This window comes from Wolbachia endosymbiont (group B) of Athalia cordata, from assembly GCF_947251845.1.
Classification (GTDB): domain Bacteria; phylum Pseudomonadota; class Alphaproteobacteria; order Rickettsiales; family Anaplasmataceae; genus Wolbachia.
In genome coordinates this window covers 352,254-371,096 of the sequence record NZ_OX366383.1, presented here as the reverse complement: position 1 = coordinate 371,096, position 18,843 = coordinate 352,254, and the positions used below count along the sequence as shown (strand labels likewise).

Sequence of the window (18,843 nt, the reverse complement as noted above, 5' to 3'; positions counted from 1 at the left end):
GAAAGTAGAATAAGCTCAAAAAAGGAGCTATGGACAAGAGAAGGAATTTATTAAATATCTCAGACCTCACAATCGGTGATGTAGAAAATATAACTAAATTAGCCAACCAATACCTTGAAGAAAAAGTTGAAAATAGTCATGTTCTGAAAAATAAAATAGTCATAAACCTATTCTTTGAAGATTCAACACGTACGCTCGCATCTTTTGAAATAGCAGCAAAGAGCCTTGGAGCAAATGTTATAACTTTACCAATAAAATCTTCTTCTATTAACAAAGGGGAAGATCTAAAAGATATGATAAAAACACTAAATGCAATGAATCCTGACTATATGATAATCAGGCATAAAAGTAGTGGTATTATTAATACATTGGCAAAGCATGTCAATTGCTCGCTAATCAACGCAGGCGATGGAAGCAGTGAACACCCAACTCAAGCTCTTGCAGATTATCTCGTAATTATCAGTCATAAAAAGCAAATAAAAAACCTCAAAATTGTGATATGTGGAGATATTTTGCACAGTAGAGTTGCAAGATCAAATATAAGATTGCTAAAAATGTTTGGAGCAAAAATAAGCTTAGTTGCACCACCAGCTTTGATTTGTAAGCATCTTCCTGAAGTATATTCACTTCACTATTCATTAATCGAAGGTATAAAGGATGCTGACGTAATTATGCTTTTAAGGTTGCAAAAAGAGCGCATGAATAATAATTATTCAGAAAAAGAATATTTTCACTTGTATGGACTTGATGCACAAAAACTATCGCACGCAAAACCAGATGCAATTGTTATGCACCCAGGACCAATAAATAGAGGTATCGAAATTAGCAATGATATAGCAGATTGTGTTATTTTACAGCAAGTAAAGTTTGGATTAGCAACGCGTAAGGCAGTACTGCACTATTTAATAAATGTTTAAGTTAAAAATTAATGTTTAAGGAATTTTAGACATAATGACCCTCCTATAAAGAAAAGATTTAGAAAAATATAACACACCTTATGACAGAAATTAAGCGTACGTGTACGCACTGAGGTAGACTGTGCTATATTTTTTATTGAAAAATTAATTGAAAAGTCTGCAGACTTGAATAAGGTGGATTTCGAGCTCTAAAATACCCTCATTTTTACTGATAATAATCAACTTACCAAATGTGTCAAGTATTTTTTTGCATTTAATTTACAACTACGAACGTTTATTTGCAAAAAATACTATAAACATAAAATGATAGATGTCATAAAAGTAGCCAGCACTGGCATCCAGTTAAATTTGTGAGTTAAAAGTTATGCTAAAATATAACGTTTCTAATGATGATGGAAAATGGATCCCAGTGTCAGCTACTTAGATGACACCGTTTAGTACGCAAATTACCACAATGTTCATACAGCTGTATACTGATTTCTTTAATGTCCGTACAGTTGTATGTCAGCTACTCGAATGACAATTTCAAATAAAACCTAGATAAAAGAGAAAAATAAATTTTTACATAATCATACTTGTACAATAACTAAAGCACTTTTTACTGTAGATTAATCATTTGATTATAGTATCATTTTAATTAAGCCTATATTTGCAATGTTTATGAAATATAAAGCATTCTTCATACTATTAATTGTTATATCTAACCTGCTTGCTGCAGAACAGCCTGAAAAAAATAAAAATGAAAGCAGTATAAATCAAGAAGACGTATCGAAAAGCAACACTGATGCTGAAAAAACTTCTCCGCTTCTGAGCGAACTCAAAGAAATCACAGACCCAACAAATGTAATCAATGAAGAAGTACCTTCAAGTAATCAAACAAACCTACAGTCTGAAGAGGAGACTAATATAAAAGATACCAAAGCTCTAACAAGTCCTTTATCAGAAGAAAAAAAAGAAGAACCTGAAGAGAAGAAAATCAGTCACAATAATCAAACAAACCTACAGCCTGAAGAGGAGATTAGCAAAAAAGACACCGAACTTTCAACAAGCCAATTAACAGAGAAAAAGAAAGAAGAACAGCCTGACAATATAACACCTGTGAAAAAAGAAAATGAAGAAAGCGAAAAATGGACAAAGCTAAACAAAGAAATAAAAAAACATAAAAGCAAGTCTATATATAAAAGACAATATGATAGCCTAAATGAGCACCTTCCTAAAACTATATTTACTGATGATTACAGTAAGCAATTTTTTTACTGCATCAAGAAGGGCAACTTAATTTGTCTAAGAGGAGTAATAAATAAGCTAGAAAAAATTGGATTAACAATTCAAGAAATACTAAGATTTAGAAATAAATTGGGTGATACTCCTCTAATTTATGCAGTGAAACAAGGTGAAATAGACACAGTTCGCTTTCTCTTATTACAAGGTGCTGATCCTAGAGTAGTTGATAATAATTTTAAGTCCCCTATTGAAATAGCAATCGAAAGGAATCAGATCAACATAATAAACGCAATTGCCGAAATGATGCCATACCTTTTAGAGGATAAAGAAATAAACAATCAAGAAAACTCAGAGATGTATAACTTTGCTATAAAAACAAAAGAAAACACGTGTGATGCAAAAGATAATTAGACTTTTGATATTAATTTTAGTTGGTCATTTATGCTATGGAGATGATGCAATCAATGATTTTTTAAGCGCTCTGCATGATGTAAAATACGTATCTTACAATACAAAAGATTTTGCTAAATTTTTAGTACAGTGTAATAAAGCCAGCATACCACAAGATTTTAAGAAAGGTTTTGGTCCTAATTTAAATGGTGCTAATTTTAGTCAATTGTATTTAAGCAAATCTATTTTTGATGGAGTAAGTTTAATTGGTGCCGATTTTTCTAACACCGATTTATCAGATGTGTCTTTTATCGATGTTGATTTACGTGGTGCCAATTTTTCCAATGCTAATTTACATGGCGTTAAAATAAAAGGCACAAATTTAAGTTTTTCAAAATTTGCTTCTACAAATTTAACAGATATCATATTTGATCAGTCTAATATCAGTTATGCTGATTTTATCAATTCTAATCTCAACAAAGTAAGTATGCGTAATATAATTGGTTTGCATACCAAGTTTTTGAATGTAAAAATGAATTTCTCCAATTTATCAAACTCAAGTGCAAGCTACATCAATTTTAGTGATAGTGAAATAAATGACACTGTTATGCAGAAAAATAATTTCGACAACGCAAGTTTCTTTGGAGTGGATGCACATAAGCTCAAGGTACAATTTTCTTCATTAAAAAATGCTAACATATATGGTGCAGAAATAAAAAAATCGGATTTTACAGGTAGCAATCTTTCAAACACCTATTTTAATTCTTCCATTATAGTCAACAGTAATTTCGAAAAAGCCAATTTAAGCAATTCACAAATTTCCTATGTGAAAGGGGATAATTCAAACTTCATTAAATCTATACTAAATGGTTCCAAGATAAAACATGCATATGTTTTCGAAGCAGACCTTCAGGATGCTGACTTATCTAATATTGATTTTAGTTTTAGTGAATTGTATAAAGTTAACGCCTATGATGCTAACATTTGTCACGGAAAGTTTCATAATACTAAAGTTGTGAATTCTGACATGAATGGTTCGTTCTTTGACCATTCATTGTTTACCTCTGCAAAAATAGAAGATTCAGATCTTTCCACAACTTCAATGTATAAGACAAAAATTAAAGACTCTCAAATTTATAATAGTACTCTTTCCCACCATAATATGGATTCGAGTGAGATAGAAAATTCAATATTCTTCAAATTATTAGCTGATAATTCGAGCTGGTCTAAGTCAAAAGTCACTAATTCAAACTTTATTGAAAGTGATTTCAAATCCTCCGTGTTTTATGATAATGCCTTTAGAAAGACTAGTTTTTTTCTTAGCAATTTGAGTAATTCAACAGTGAGTGATGTCTCTTTCCTCTCTTCAAGCATATATAAAAGTTCAATTGCTGATATTCATTTAACAGATTGCAAATTTGATAATTCAATTTTGATTGACAATCAAGGACAGACAAAAATTACAAATCTAGAGAATGCCATAACTTCAATTAAAGATCTGCAAGAGAAAATATCGCAGGGCAAAAAATTTGATGTAAATTATTCTTACTTTGAGTTTAAGGATATGAATTTAGAAAATGCTAATTTTTCTAATTCAATATTAAGTAGAGCAAAGTTTGTAAACGTTAATTTGAATAAGGCAAATCTTGAAAAAGCCGATTTACGTTATACTGTCTTTGATAATTCCTCTCTTATTGATGCCAATTTATCAAATTCTAATTTAGAGGGCTCTAGTCTTTTAAACTTTGATTCAAAAAATACAAAGTCTTAAAAAAGCTCTATAATGTACTTGTTAAATAAAGAAAAATGACCGTAAAAAATGAGGGCATACTACTGATTCTATCCTCTCCTTCTGGAGCTGGAAAAACTACTATATCAGAAAAATTACTTGAGCAATCAACTGATTTAGTTATGTCTGTTTCTATGACTACACGCAAACCTCGTCCCGGTGAAGTAAACGGAAAAGACTATTTTTTCGTTACTGAAGAAAAGTTTCACGAACTATGTAAGGCTGGTCAAATGCTTGAATATGCCAAAGTTTTTGAGAATTTTTACGGTATACCAAAAGATTTTATAGAACAAAACCTGAGTAGTGGAATAAGTGTTTTACTGAATATAGATTGGCAAGGAGCATTTCATTTGTTTGAAATCTTAAGAGAAAAAGTTGTAAGTGTTTTTATACTACCTCCCTCAATGGAAGAGCTTAGACTGCGTCTACAAAGGCGTAATAGTGATGATGAAATTGAAATAGAGCGTAGATTAGCCGAAGCGCAAAAAGAGATAAGTAAAAGTAATAAATATGATTACGTAATAATTAATGATGATCTTGATAAAAGCGTAGAAGAGATAAAATCAATACTAAGTAAAGGAATGCTTAAAAAATTAGAAGAAAAATCAAGTTTGAAAGATCTATAAAAACATTGGTTTGTCTCTTTCAGAGCACTCATGCTTCACAGTTTAGCCACATTTATTATTTTTTAAGATAAAATAGTTAAAATAGTAGACAAGTGCTAAAGTGGGGATTTGACTATGACAATAGATTTTCTAATAGAAACTAGTTTTCTGCCTTTTCACCTATATTTCGATAACATCTAGCTCAATTTAAAAGTTTAATACAATTCGTTAACGCCAAATAGCTTTTAATATTGAGGTTTTAATATGAGTATAGATCTAAGTGTATTAGTTACTAATGTAAACAAACTAGATAAATATATAAACAAAAATAAAAAACAAGATAAAAAAGACAAGAAATTGTATAATATTATAGAGAGAAAGGTAAAAAAAGAAAAACATCAGCATGAAAAACCAAGAAGTCGAGATGGAACACTCAAGGAATGTAAAAGGTTATTTAAGGAAGGCGCTAGTCCTGAAGTATTAACTAAATTAGAAGAATCGCTTAGAGAACAGGAAAAATATCACAGATATTATGTCCAATGTTTCCTTCCAGTGCTAGGTGAAGTAATAGAACGATCGAAAAGAATATCAAATGAAACAAAAAAACAAGTAATTTTTGAAGTCACTAAAAGTTGTTTTAGTAGGCACAGCGAACAAGACAGTGGCTACGGTAGCGATTTTGAAGATGAAATAAACGGAATATCAGATTCTGATAGCGATTTTGAAGATGGAATAAACGGAATATCGGATTCTGATAATGACGTTCAATTACTAAATGCAATCCAAAATGGAAACAACAGGAAATTTAGAAAATACCTAAAAGATTGCACAAATGTCAGTGGCATAACAGATGAAAAAGGAAATAATATTTTACACCTTATTGCATCGCTCAAAAAGAAACAAAAGCTTAAGTTTCTAGATACCTTGATAAAAATAGCTAACGAGAAAAATTTAGTACAACTTGTTGATAGTGAAAATCAAGAAGGAAAAACTCCTTTTCAGGTAGCACTAATTGACAAGATGACAAAAGAGAAACATGAGTCTAATACAGTTAGAAGTAGCGATAATACACTTAAGTTTCTTGCAAAATTGTTAAAGTATGGAGCCAAGCTAAGCTTACCTACAGAGGATTTAGAAAAATTATCTAAAAAGCAAAATGAATACTATCTTAAATTTTTAGAGAAATTGGCTGAGCGAAAACCAGAAATAAAAACAAAAGTTGAAGAAGTTATAGCCCATACCATAAATACTCCAGATAGTAATGATAATTATCAATTACATTTAGCAATTAAAAATAAAGATGAGAAATCCTTTAAGGAGTTATTGCAAAAAGGAGCAGATATTAGCCTGAAAGATACAGATGGTAATAATGCTTTACATCTAATAGTTTTAGAATTAAAGCAAAAACGAAAGTTTGAATTTTCAAATATAATATTAAATGTAAGTAAGGAGGAAGAAAAAGAGTATCTTAAAGCACAGTTTAAAAAAGCTATAAATGCTGAAAATACAGCAAAACAAACACCTCTTTATTATTTATTCCAGCATATAAAAGAAAAAAATGAGGATCGATCATGTACAGATAAAAAATTTGAAAAAACAAATAGATATAAAGCCTTAGAGTTATTTCTCCAAAATAGTGCAGACATTACTGCTCAAGACAAAGAGGGTAATAATGCTTTGCACTATATTGCTTCGCTAAAAGGAGAACAAAAGGTTGCATGCTTGGAGTTGATTTCCAGTTTAGTAAAAGAAAAAGAAATATCTGAAGATCAGTTAGGTAAGGCCATAAAGGCCATTAACGAAGAAGGAAGAACACCGCTACAAGTATCATTAACAAAAAAAGCAGAAAAAGGCAACCACCTTTCGCAAATGAAAACAATTTTTGATCTAGGGAAAAAGTACGACAATACAACAAAGTTTTGTGCAAAGCTGCTAGAAATAGGTGCTGATTCCCGTTCTCTGAAACTAAAAGATCGAGAATTTCATACTGAAAAATATTATTGCACTTTACGTAATTTAGAAAATTACTCAAAAACTCCACAAGAAGGAAAGGTAAAAGCTAAAGAACTAAGGAAAAAACTTGAAAAAAAATATAACGTTAGAACTTTTTCAAAAAAATGTCAGCATATTCTACACAAAACAGGAGATGGCCTAAAAGCTGCATGGAAATGCATTGATCCGGGCAGGAGAGCTAGTGTATTGTTAGCAATCACAGTAGCAACTACTATTATTACAATGGTAACACTTTCTTGCTTCCAAGGACAAATTGCAATTGGAGCAGCGTTACCCATCATAGCTATAACAGGAGTGGTGTGTCTGATATTCACTTTGGGACTTAGCGACATTAGGAAGTCTGTTAAGGAATTAACCAACGATAAGCAAAGCCGTAAAGATGATCACCTAGCTGCAAAACAACCTGAAAATATTACTGAACAACAAAATTTAGCTAACAACTCAGCAGAGCAAGAAGTACAAAGATCGTCAGATCAATCAGAGCATACAGAAAGTCCAGCTACTAAAATGAGCTATGTATCAATACTACGTCAATTTATAAATAAACCAGATGGGTTGACTAATAAATTCTCTTTTCCGGGGCGATGAAATTAATCTCATCGCTCAGAGTTTTTTTAGCAACTTTTTTATAGTCAATTTCTACACTGACTTGGCTTTTCTCTTCTTTAAGCCATGCCATAGTATGCTTCATCCAGTTTTTATCATCACGCTCGGGAAAATCTTCACGAGCATGAGCACCCCTGCTTTCCTCGCGATTAGCTGCGCATTCCATGGTAATAACTGCTTGTGGAATCATATTGGCAAGCTCCAGCGCTTCAACCAAATCACTATTCCATATCATACTGCGATCTTCAACTGCAATGTTAGGCATCATTTTTGCTACTTCTTTTATAGCTTTTTTACCTTCCTCTAAAACTTCAGCAACACGGAATACCGATGCATATTTCTGCATAGTGTGCTGCATTTCACTTCGTATTTTTGCTACTTTGAACTCTCCAGAAGCAAATCGCATTTTATTAAATCTATCTACTATCAAGTCTGTGCAGTCTGAATGCAATTTTTTATGTGGTGTATCAGGTTTCAATTTTTCTTTTGCCCTAAGCGCGGCAGCTCTACCAAAAACCACAAGATCAAGAAGCGAGTTAGAGCCAAGTCGATTTGCACCATGTACAGAAACACATGCCGCTTCTCCAATTGCAAACAATCCATCCACTACTTCTTCCTTACCTTCCTTCAGTGTTATCACTTCTCCATGATAGTTGGTTGGAATACCGCCCATGTTGTAGTGAACAGTTGGAATAACAGGTATCGGATCTTTAGTAACATCAACTCCTGCAAAGGTTTTTGCTGTTTCACTAATACCTGGCAATCTGAGCTTTATTACTTCCGGATCAAGATGAGCTATATTCAAGTACATGTGATCTTTCTTTGGCCCAACTCCCCTTCCCTCTCTAATTTCAATTGTCATTGCTCGACTTACTACATCACGAGAAGCCAAATCTTTTGCCTTTGGCGCATAACGTTCCATAAACTTCTCACCCTGAGAATTAACGAGGTACCCACCTTCACCGCGGCATCCTTCCGTCATCAAGCACCCTGAGCCATATATTCCTGTTGGATGAAATTGCACAAATTCCATATCTTCAAGTGGCAACCCAGCTCTTACCACCATGCCATTACCATCACCTGTGCAAGTGTGTGCACTTGTTGCAGAGAAATAAACACGTCCATAACCACCTGTTGCTATTACCACAGAATGTGCACGAAATCTATGCAACGTACCATCACACAGCGACCAAGCTATCACCCCACAGCATGTCCCTTTGTCCATAATCAAATCGATTACAAAATATTCGACAAAAAATTCAGCGTTAAATTTAAGACATTGCTGATATAGAGTATGAAGAATTGCATGCCCAGTTTTATCTGCTGCTGCACAAGTACGCTGAGCCGATTTTCCTTTACCAAAGTGAGTTGTCATTCCACCAAAGGCACGCTGATATATTTTTCCATCTTCCGTACGAGAAAAGGGTACACCAAAATTTTCAAGTTCAATCACAGCTTTGGCAGCATTTTTACACATATACTCTATTGCATCTTGATCGCCAAGCCAGTCTGAACCTTTTATTGTATCATATGCATGCCAGCGCCAGTCATCTTCAGCAATATTACTCAAAGCTGCACTAATTCCTCCTTGCGCTGCAACTGTATGACTTCGTGTAGGGAAAATTTTAGAAATGCAGGCAACTGAAAAATTAGTTGCAGCCATTCCAAGTGTTGCTCTAAGCCCTGCTCCACCTGCACCTACTATCACCACATCATACTCATGCTCTATGATTTCATACGCTGACTTATCCATATCCACTTATTTTATCATCACAGGCTTATAATATCACAGAAGTAGAAAAAATCTATACAAGTTTTCTGGATGTAAGCTTCTGAAACAAATCTATAGTAAACGATGTAATAACAACCATAGGGTGTTATGAAAGTAGCTGACATTGGAATGACACTACCATAAAGGAATAAGTGTAGTTACTTGCATAACATTGATGACTTATGCCTATTTAATTAGATCTAAAATTAGATAGAAAAAGGTAATCTTGATAAAACTCATTTACAACAAGTTCTCTCGCACTTGAATTTTCCGTTTGCACTTTTTTGTATCCTAATTTATGGCTTATTGAATCTTTATATGAACTAACTGCTTTATATATCTTACTTACCTCTCCTGGAAAGATACCACCAACAATTATAACGCATAACCCTGCAACTGTTGCAAAAGCTAGAGTTAAACTTTGCCTCCAGTTAGCTTTTTTTTCTTGTATACCAGCAGGGCACAATTCACTTGACATTTCTTTTAGATACTCATGCCACATGTGATTGCAGTTTGTACATTTCACTTTTCTTCCAGATTCACCTATTTGCCCACGAGATACTAAGTAAGTTTTAGTACAATTATGACATTGTATTTTCATAGTGCTTACGTATAAAATAATATAAATTTGATATCAATATGTATATAATAAATGAAAAATTTGCAACTAAAAAATTACAAGATGAGATAGAAAATATTTGGAAAGATAAAGAAAAACTTAACGACTATAATCTAAAACACGAAGCAAGATTAATAATCAAAGAGGTAATTGAGTTACTTGACAGTGGTAAAATTAGAGTAGCAGAAAAGCTATCAAGTGGAGAATGGATAGTACATAAGTGGATAAAGCAGTCAATATTATTACATTTTCTCACTGAGGAAAGCAAAATAATAGACAATACCAATTGCTGGTTTGACAAAATTGGTAGCAAGTTTAGTGAATGGAATGAGGAAAAATTTTACCAGTCAAAAATTAGAGCAGTCCCTGGATGTTTTGTCCGCCAATCTGCTTACATAGGTAAAAATGTTGTTCTAATGCCAAGCTTTATCAACGTTGGTGCATACATTGATTCTGGCACAATGATAGACACTTGGTCAACAGTTGGTAGTTGTGCACAAATAGGAAAAAATTGCCATATTTCCGGTGGAGTGGGAATAGGCGGAGTTCTCGAGCCTATTCAAGCTTCTCCAGTCATTATAGAAGATAATTGCTTCATTGGAGCGCGCAGTGAGGTAGCCGAAGGTGTCATAATAAGAGAAGGATCAGTTCTTGGCATGGGTGTGTTTATTGGAGCATCAACAAAAATTATTGACAGAGAAACAAGCAAGATATTTTATGGTGAAGTACCACCTTACTCTGTAGTTGTACCAGGATCTACTCCACCTAAAAACAACATTTCAACCTATTGCGCAGTTATAGTAAAAAAAGTGGACGAGAAGACGAGATCAAAAACTTCTATAAATGAAATATTGAGAATCTAACTACTTACCGTCACTTTTTTTATCATTATTACTAACTATAGTAATGGCATATGCGCATAATTCTGGAAAAGAGATCCCGTTTTCTTGAGACAGCTTGTATAATTTTTGCAAACTTTCTTTAACTTTATTAGGAATGTTTCCTCCACGCTCCTTTGCAAGCCATGAATCTTGATGGTGAATTGGATGAGTATCACCCTTTGGATTTCCTATATATACTGCAAAAGGTGCATTCTGTCCTTTGAAATCACACTGTACAGTAAATTTTTTTATAGACTCAACCATTTAAAGACCTCTACTTTTCTTTTTAACCGATTTTATAGAAGATACAAGAGGTGGTTTTTTGATAAAATCTTGCCTATTAAACACACTTTCTTTGCCTTCTAAAGCTCGACGAACATCGGCTCTGCTTAGCTGTGACTCTTTTGCTACCCTCATTCCATGCTTTACCATAATATTAGTATATGCTAACACTTTTTTTACTAACTCTAGATCACCATTCAACATTTGAACCAATGCTTGAAATACCTCCGCTAAAGTTAATCCATCAGCACTTACAACCTTATTTTCTACAAAATTGATAGCTTCTTTAAATTTATATTCAATACCATCATCTTGAGGTATAAGGGTAACATAATCCGTATCTTGATTGTCCATAACCAAAGCAATACTACTCATATGTTTTTAAACTTATATTATATATATAAATACTCCACTATTTTATAGTATGGCACGCTATAGTTAAATGTTTATTAATAATATGCTTACTTATATACACGAATTAATTGATAAAAGCCAAGGATCAATATCCATCAGTAATTTTATGAATGCTGCTCTATATCATAAAGAGTACGGCTATTACATGAATAAATTACCACTTGGCAAAGATGGTGACTTCATTACTGCACCTGAAATTAGTCAGCTATTTGGTGAAACAATTGCAGTGTGGATAATGAATACATGGGAAAAATTAGGAAAGCCATCAAAATTTTCTCTAGTTGAACTTGGACCAGGTAAAGGAACACTCATTCATGATGTAATAAGAGTCACCAAAAAATATAGCTGTTTTTTTAGCTCAATGGACATTCATCTAGTTGAGATAAGCCCTATTTTACAGAAAATACAAAAGGAAAAATTAAAGGGATTAGATATTAATTGGCACACAGATGTCGACAACTTACCAAATCAGCCAACTATTTTTTTTGCAAATGAGTTATTTGACGCCCTTCCAATTGACCAATTTATTTATCGTGATGGGCAGTGGTATGAAAATAGAGTAATAAAACAAGATGATGGCAGTCTTTCATTGTCACTCCAGTGCTTAACCAGACCAAAAACTGGATTCCAGACTGGAATGACAGGGGGTTTCAATGGTGCAGTAGTGGAAGTATGCCTAGCCGGAATCGAAATATTAAAGAAACTTGAGAATAAGATAGTCAATAACGGAGGAGCTGCCCTGATTATAGATTATGGTTATGTATATCCTTCATACAAGAGCACTTTGCAATCGATAAGGCAGCATCAGTATGCTAATTTTCTTGAAAATATTGGTAACAGTGATATTACTGCACTTGTAAACTTTCAAGCGTTAAAAGATTCATTAAAATACTTAAATTGTGAGATTTTAACTCAAAGAGAATTTTTATATTTGTTTGGTATAAAGGAAAGAGCGCAAGCTTTAATGGAAAATGCAAGTAATGAACAGAAGAATAAGATCTTCAGTGAATTTTTAAGGTTAACTGAAAATATGGGTACTCTCTTTAAGGTAATGCTGATTCACCATTTGTAGTCTTGTGTAGTTCTTATGTTAAACATACAAATACTAAAAAATTTACAGAATAAAAAAGGTAAAAAAAACGTATCTGTTCAGCAGAGTAGCAAAATAAGATAGACAGATAAGACTATCATAGGAACAAATAGGTGTCATGAAAGTAGCTGACACTGGCATGACAACAAAAAAGTTACTCAAATGACACCCTTTTGATGCACAATTTTTGGTGCATCACGTACTGATTTTCATCCAAGACGATGTCATGCAAGTAGCTGACACTGGCATCCAGCCTTTTCGCGCAAAAAACGTTGCAAAGTGTTTAGTTGGATCCCAGCTGGTTGGTTATGCAAGAAATCTATTGTCAAAAAAAATTACTTCCGCACATTTTGAATCTGATTATAATGACAATTAGAGATATTTTAAGAGCTCAAAATCTATCTTTGTCTGCAGACTTTCAGTTAACTTTTCAATAAAAAACGTAGCGTATCTTTTTCAGCGGTCTGTCATATGTGCGCTGCATTTTTTTCTAATCTTTTTATACAGGAGGATTTTATGTCCAGAATTCCAGATACTTGACCTTTACTTTAGCTAATAACAGGCGCCTGTGATTTTTATAAAGAAAGTGTAGGAAAAACTGTTTCCAGGCATAAATTTGCCATGTATACCTAAAAAGTAATTATATTAGCATAATATTCATACTTATATGCCAATATTAATATTCTTTGAATTGAAGAATATTATGGAACAACAAGCATCAAACAAAGATATAGGGATTAAATTTAGACAGGATCAATGTAAGCAGAAATGCTATATACCCCAGTTATGGATTATCCGAGTCAATAAAGCTTAGAAATAGAGGGCTTTTTCGACTGCATGGAATACGAAATTGATGTTGAAAAAAATATGTACCAAAAAATTTATGTGGGATCTATGCCGAAGCTCAAATTGCATGACACCATTTATTTTTATGGTTTTGTCTATTTTATTTTGCCACTCTGCTAAACGGATACATTTAATTCCATTTTTATCGAGCAGATAATTGTCATATATTAGCTTAGTTCTCCTGTTATACTTAAATATAAATCAGCATAGCCCTAATTTTTTTATATATTTTACTTCTTTCTCTATATTTAATAATAGGCTTGAAAATAAATGGTAAACCTATAATTGTTAAGCTTAGAGCTAGGATTGAAAGTACACAAAAGGCTTTGTGTTTACTATGTAGCTCTTTCAAGTAAAGCATCAAAAACCTACAAAATTTTTTGTAATTTTCTTCAATATTTTTTTTGCTATGAGCCTTGTCAATAAACATATCTATTGCAGTATAATCATTACTACAATTAATTGCCCCTTTTTCTATTAATAGCTGAGCTATATCAAAATAATCCTTTTGAATAGTAAGATGCAGAGGTGTAAAACCTTGTTGATCACAAATATTCATATTGGCTTTTACTGCTAACAACATTCTTACAATTTCTACATGGCCTTTTTTAGCTGCAAGTAGCAGAGGAGTTCTGTTGCATCTAGTGACGGCATTAACGTTTACCTTAAGCTCCAATAAGAACTTAACTGCTTTAGTATCACCATTATAGCTAGCTTTATGTAACCTGGTGTTACCGCTACAATCTTGGTCATCTGCTTCTATTCCCTTTGAAACAAGAAATGTTACCATTTGCCTATTATTATGCTTAATAGCGCAATCCAGTGCATCAAAACCATGTTTATTTTTTGTGCAAATAAACTCTTTTAACTTAGCTTTTGCTTGCTTTACAATAAGCTTTACCAGTTGCATTTTGTTGTTATATGCTGCTAGAAAAAGCGTAGTATTATTTTCTGCATCTTTTGCTTCTATGTTTGCACCTTTCTTTATCAGATATTCTATAATCTCTGCTCTACTTTCATAATGTGTAGTACATTGATAAATGGTCAAAAATAAAGGAGTACGAAAGTTATTATCTTCACATTCAAGATTTGCTCCGCTATCAATTAAAATCTGGACGCTCTTTTTAGAACCGTATAATGAAGCTATGTGAAGAGGAGTATAGCCTTCCTCAGCATCTTTTTCATTAACTTTTGCGCCTTTTGTTATTAAAAAATCCATTAATTCTGTGTCATCTTGTAGTGTAGCAAGGTGAAGTGGAGTAAATCCATTTTTATCTCTAGAATTAATTGTCAGTTGATTAACAAGAAGTTTAGCAATTTTTTTGTGTCCATGCATAATAGCATAATGCAGTGGATTTCTATTTTCATTGTCCACAACATTAAAGTCAGCTTCGTGCTCTAATAATGATTTTACTCCAACTAAATCGCCTTCTTTTGTAAACTTATGCAAGAGAGTGACTCCGCTTACATCTTTTGAGTTAATATCAAATCCACTTTCTACCAATTGATGTATGTCTTCCTCACACGCCATACCATTTTAATTAAACCCTTTTCGCATTAACAATACTCCCACTTAATTAAGTTTGAATGAATCTGTAAGAGAGATATCACAATTTATTGAAGTTACTAAATCCGATATATTAAAGTCCACAATTTCCTGAATAAAGCCCTGACGATATTTTGCACACATCCATCTGCACACGCTCTCCAGGTACTTTACAGTTATAACGCTTGACCTGTTTGCGATAATGACGTTTAACATGCAGAAGACTTACATCATGTTTTTTGAAAATTTTGTGTATAGTAGCCAATGACAAGGATAAATCATATAGACGTCTTAACTTGGTTTGAATACGCCTTGCCCCTAGCTTTCTAGTTTGTCTTAGATGAAGAATAAGCTGCTCATCTGATTCATTGATCTTTTGCAAAGGTGAAGTTTTAGGCTTACTACTGAGATCTACTAATCCTTTTTCACCTAACTCTTCATAACGTTTGTACCATTTACGTAAGGTAAAACGTGAAATACCATAATGCTGACATACCTTTCCTGCATGACCCAACTCTTTGTATAGTTTTATCCAACTCAGACGTAGTTTAACCCTAGAATTTATCCTTTGCAATTGTAATAAGGTCTATAAACTACTGCAAATCCAAATTTCTATTTGATCTTACATTCTTATTGTAATAACCTCTATGGATCACACAGCATTAGTCGTGTATCTGAACAGATACTTTTGTACATGGATCAGCTTTATGTGTATCAATTCTGTCTACTTCAAGTTTCCAGCAAAACTACTTTCTAATGTATTGCTTTCAATCAAGTTCTTTGTTAAGCTCACTGTTAGTGGATGTTCAATTATCTTAACATAAAAATCAAGGCAGCTTTAGGTATAAATACGAGTAACTCGTATAAGTAAAGAGGCTATAAGAAGTTTCTTACCATTCTATTCAAACGGGTTTTAAACTTTTGAAATGTCATGACATTGTTGATACGTTTGTCAAGAAACGACAGGGTATCTGCAAAATCTTCTGAATAATCATTGATAAAAAAAAGTATCGTACTTAAGTACACTCCAGCTAATATTGCTCTTTTTGTATAGTAGTTAAAATCTGTTGATTGATCATGAATGCCATACCAAATCGCGCTAACAGTTCTGTACAAGAGTTTACTAGAAAAGTATGCATTTTTTGGTAATATAGAGAATGATAAAACGTTTTTTAAAAACTCTCTGTAATTTGGTAACTTAGCATAGTTTGAAAGGCGTATTTGGACAGCTAACTTTATCCGCTCTCTTACCTTCATATCTTCTAAATTGGAATTCCAAAGTTCAGTTTCCATTGAGCTATTTAAGTCCTCTGCTATGTACTCCAAAGCACTATATATTCCATTTTGAAATTTACAAAAACTATTGGCTAGGTTAAGGTTCGTGCACACTTTCAATAAGGTTGCATCACTTATTCCTTCAAATGGAATAACCTTAATCAGCTCATCTACTATTAACTTTTGTTCCATACAATATTATACTAAACATCACATATAATTATACCTGAGATTTTCAAACATTCTGCAAAATGCTTCACCGCGCTCTTCAAAATTTTTCCACTGATCAAAAGAAGAACATGCAGGAGAAAGTAATATCGCTACTTCTTCTTTGCTATTTATGGCCTCTTCAAAAGCCAGTTTAAATGCGTTTTCTAGATTATAGCACTTCATATAATCTATTTTGTTCTCCATAATGTTTGCAAAAACTTCAGTTGATTCTCCAATAAGAAAAGCTTTTCTAATCTTGGTGAAATGCTTGCTTAATGATTCTATTCCGCCTTTTTTGCTTTTTCCGCCAACAATCCAATATATGTTTTTATAAGATAAAATTGCCTTTTCGGTCGATTCTGCATTGGTTGCTTTGCTATCGTTGATAAAAAGTACATTATGTATTTTGCCAAGAAATTCATTTCTGTGTCTTAGCCCTGGAAAGGATTTGATTTCATTGACAATAGTGCTGCTATCTACTCCAAGTAACTTGCACACAGCGTGTGCAGCTACTATATTTTCTACATTGGATACTAGGTTTATTTTCACGTCGCTTACTGATAAGCTATGATTCTCTAGTTTCCCAGTGCCTAGGCACTGGGATGACAAAGAGGGTGACATCGAAGCTGAGATTGGAATTTTGTTCCCAGTGAATTTATTGAATACATCAGCGGTAATTTTGTTATCACATCCTATCACGGCAATCTTGCTACTGTTTATCAGTTTTAATTTAGTTGCTATGTAGTTATTCATACTTCCATGTCTATCTATGTGGTCTGGTGTGATGTTGAGCAATACAGAAATGTCTACATTAATTTTATTTATTAGCTCCAATTGAAAAGAGGAGAATTCAATTACATAAATTTCTGCATCTCTTTCTAAATCCAAAATAGGCACACCTAAATTCCCGCCAATAGCTACTTTTTTCCCTGTGGATTTTAATATGTGCCCTATTAGTGACGTGGTGGTTGATTTGCCATTTGTTCCAGTGATGCCTACAACCTTCTGGCTTGTAGTTTTAGTTTCAAGAAATAGCTCAATGTCTGATTTTATTTTGCAGTCAAAGCTTCTTGCAAGTTTTACTACCCAATGCGTTGGTATTGGCACTCCAGGGCTCAAAATTAGTGTGCTTATCTCATGCCAATTATACTCATTGGGATGAGTAAAGTTACACTCTTTATATATCTTTTTTGCATTTGCTATTTGCTCTTTATTATCATCCCATGCATATATTTTTGCACTGCTTTTTGTTAGAGCATTAATAACGGACAAACCAGTTTTACCAAGGCCGAAAACCGCAACACTTTGATTTTTGTATTTGTTTAGTTGCACTTCTAGATAACTTATGCGAACCATTTTATAAAGATATAATACAAATTATAATGACTTCTTCCATAGTTTTTGGCAGTGCTTAACTTTATTGTCACAACCTTAGCCAATAGAAAACTCCTTGACACATTTTGCCAACTCCCTTGCCATGACAATAAGAGTATTTATCCTTTAGAATTAATTAAGAGAAAATTTTTTCTCGACTTGTTGTATAATTTGATAAAAGTGATCAAAATCTAAGCTTGCACTACCAATTAAAACTCCCAATAGATTTGGAATACTGAGCAAGTTTCCTATATTTTCTGAGCTGACTGAGCCACCATATATAATGTGTTTTTTACCAGTACACAATTTTATTATCTCTATCACCTCAGCAATTGCGTCATTATTTGGCACATTTCCTGTTCCTATTGCCCATATCGGTTCGTATGCTATGGTATATTCACCTTGTGTTGGCAAACGGTTTTTGCATTGATATTCTATTACTTCTTTTGTTTTTTTATTTTTATAATCTTCTGAGTTTTCACCTACACAGATGATTGGGTGTAATCCTGATTCTATTGCTGTTTTCGATTTAAGTTTTATTTCACTATCTTTTTCATGAGCCCTTTCAGAATGTCCAAGTATTACGTAACTACATCCTAGTTCCTTCAACATTCCTGCACTAATTTCACCTGTGTAAGAACCGAACTCTTTATGATGGCAATTCTGTCCTCCTATTTTAATATTGTTGTTCAACTCTATATTGCTTTGAAATGATGTAAAAGGAGGGCAAATTACTAATTTAGAGGTAATTTCGTTGCTCTTGTTGTTAAGTTTGCCTATAAAGTTAACAAATGAAGAACGTGTTCCATTCATTTTCCAATTTGCTACTATTAAAAAAGACATCAATTTTTCTTATATGAATGAGAGTGCCGGCTGTCGGACTTGAACTGACAACCTACTGATTACAAGTCAGTTGCTCTACCAATTGAGCTAAGCCGGCATTAAATACACTGACAATATACAATTATTGATGAATTTTCGTCAACTAATT

The 18,843-nt window shown here is 33.1% G+C and carries 16 protein-coding genes, 1 tRNA gene and 1 pseudogene; 7 read left to right on the top strand and 11 right to left on the bottom strand.

The window, feature by feature from the left end; genetic code table 11:
• The first annotated feature begins 29 nt into the window (after window positions 1–29).
• The 5 genes from OPR30_RS01815 (at window position 30) to OPR30_RS01795 (ending at window position 7,526) form a co-directional block, all read left to right on the top strand.
• The gene (locus OPR30_RS01815; protein ID WP_254229558.1) at window positions 30–917 is read left to right on the top strand and encodes an aspartate carbamoyltransferase catalytic subunit; all 888 of its coding nucleotides are present in this window, start codon (window positions 30–32) and stop codon (window positions 915–917) included.
• Window positions 918–1,577: 660 nt separating this feature from the next.
• Entirely contained in the window at window positions 1,578–2,552 is a 975-nt protein-coding gene (locus tag OPR30_RS01810) for an ankyrin repeat domain-containing protein (RefSeq protein ID WP_265030982.1), read from the top strand.
• Window positions 2,536–4,302 carry a pentapeptide repeat-containing protein gene (locus OPR30_RS01805; RefSeq protein ID WP_265030981.1) on the top strand — a complete coding sequence of 589 codons (1,767 nt, stop codon included), beginning with the start codon at window positions 2,536–2,538 and terminating at the stop codon, window positions 4,300–4,302. Before OPR30_RS01810 ends, OPR30_RS01805 begins: the two co-directional genes overlap by 17 nt.
• Before the next feature lie 35 nt (window positions 4,303–4,337).
• Window positions 4,338–4,946, top strand: a complete 609-nt coding sequence (gene gmk / locus OPR30_RS01800) for a guanylate kinase (protein ID WP_010406904.1) — start codon at window positions 4,338–4,340, stop codon at window positions 4,944–4,946.
• A gap of 243 nt (window positions 4,947–5,189) precedes the next feature.
• Window positions 5,190–7,526 carry an ankyrin repeat domain-containing protein gene (locus OPR30_RS01795; protein WP_265030980.1) on the top strand — a complete coding sequence of 779 codons (2,337 nt, stop codon included), beginning with the start codon at window positions 5,190–5,192 and terminating at the stop codon, window positions 7,524–7,526.
• Here the strand turns inward: OPR30_RS01795 and sdhA are convergent.
• Complete coding sequence (sdhA, locus tag OPR30_RS01790) at window positions 7,498–9,297, bottom strand: succinate dehydrogenase flavoprotein subunit (protein WP_265030979.1); 1,800 nt, start codon at window positions 9,295–9,297, stop codon at window positions 7,498–7,500. The two genes, OPR30_RS01795 and sdhA, sit on opposite strands and share 29 nt — an antisense overlap.
• 208 nt (window positions 9,298–9,505) lie before the next feature.
• Window positions 9,506–9,916: a zinc-ribbon domain-containing protein gene (locus OPR30_RS01785; RefSeq protein ID WP_007302100.1), complete on the bottom strand. Its 411-nt coding sequence runs from the start codon at window positions 9,914–9,916 to the stop codon at window positions 9,506–9,508.
• A 38-nt stretch (window positions 9,917–9,954) separates the two neighbouring features.
• Between OPR30_RS01785 and dapD the strand changes: the two genes are divergently transcribed.
• On the top strand, window positions 9,955–10,797 hold the full coding sequence (gene dapD / locus OPR30_RS01780; RefSeq protein WP_265030978.1) for a 2,3,4,5-tetrahydropyridine-2,6-dicarboxylate N-succinyltransferase: 843 nt from the start codon (window positions 9,955–9,957) through the stop codon (window positions 10,795–10,797).
• Here the strand turns inward: dapD and OPR30_RS01775 are convergent, their stop codons facing one another.
• Both OPR30_RS01775 and OPR30_RS01770 read right to left on the bottom strand, forming a co-directional pair.
• Entirely contained in the window at window positions 10,798–11,079 is a 282-nt protein-coding gene (locus tag OPR30_RS01775; protein WP_052264858.1) for a DUF2610 domain-containing protein, read from the bottom strand.
• A complete protein-coding gene (locus OPR30_RS01770) occupies window positions 11,080–11,472 on the bottom strand; it encodes a hypothetical protein (RefSeq protein WP_264374965.1) in 393 nt (130 codons plus the stop codon).
• Between the two features lie 82 nt (window positions 11,473–11,554).
• Between OPR30_RS01770 and OPR30_RS01765 the strand changes: the two genes are divergently transcribed.
• On the top strand, window positions 11,555–12,583 hold the full coding sequence (locus OPR30_RS01765) for a class I SAM-dependent methyltransferase (protein ID WP_265030977.1): 1,029 nt from the start codon (window positions 11,555–11,557) through the stop codon (window positions 12,581–12,583).
• 818 nt (window positions 12,584–13,401) lie between these two features.
• Here the strand turns inward: OPR30_RS01765 and OPR30_RS06400 are convergent.
• From OPR30_RS06400 to OPR30_RS01735, 7 genes and pseudogenes are all read right to left on the bottom strand, one after another.
• Window positions 13,402–13,513 (bottom strand): annotated as a pseudogene (locus OPR30_RS06400) (IS982 family transposase); the annotation flags it as partial.
• Window positions 13,514–13,637: 124 nt separating this feature from the next.
• Window positions 13,638–14,978: an ankyrin repeat domain-containing protein gene (locus tag OPR30_RS01760; protein ID WP_264374963.1), complete on the bottom strand. Its 1,341-nt coding sequence runs from the start codon at window positions 14,976–14,978 to the stop codon at window positions 13,638–13,640.
• 109 nt (window positions 14,979–15,087) lie between these two features.
• The gene (locus tag OPR30_RS01755) at window positions 15,088–15,567 is read right to left on the bottom strand and encodes a helix-turn-helix domain-containing protein (RefSeq protein ID WP_265030976.1); all 480 of its coding nucleotides are present in this window, start codon (window positions 15,565–15,567) and stop codon (window positions 15,088–15,090) included.
• A gap of 302 nt (window positions 15,568–15,869) precedes the next feature.
• Window positions 15,870–16,460, bottom strand: a complete 591-nt coding sequence (locus OPR30_RS01750) for a COQ9 family protein (RefSeq protein ID WP_264374961.1) — start codon at window positions 16,458–16,460, stop codon at window positions 15,870–15,872.
• Between the two features lie 18 nt (window positions 16,461–16,478).
• On the bottom strand, window positions 16,479–17,834 hold the full coding sequence (murD, locus tag OPR30_RS01745) for a UDP-N-acetylmuramoyl-L-alanine--D-glutamate ligase (RefSeq protein ID WP_265030975.1): 1,356 nt from the start codon (window positions 17,832–17,834) through the stop codon (window positions 16,479–16,481).
• A gap of 150 nt (window positions 17,835–17,984) precedes the next feature.
• Window positions 17,985–18,695 carry a triosephosphate isomerase gene (locus OPR30_RS01740; RefSeq protein WP_265030974.1) on the bottom strand — a complete coding sequence of 237 codons (711 nt, stop codon included), beginning with the start codon at window positions 18,693–18,695 and terminating at the stop codon, window positions 17,985–17,987.
• A gap of 24 nt (window positions 18,696–18,719) precedes the next feature.
• Window positions 18,720–18,792: transfer RNA gene (locus OPR30_RS01735), tRNA-Thr, on the bottom strand.
• Window positions 18,793–18,843 lie beyond the last annotated feature (51 nt).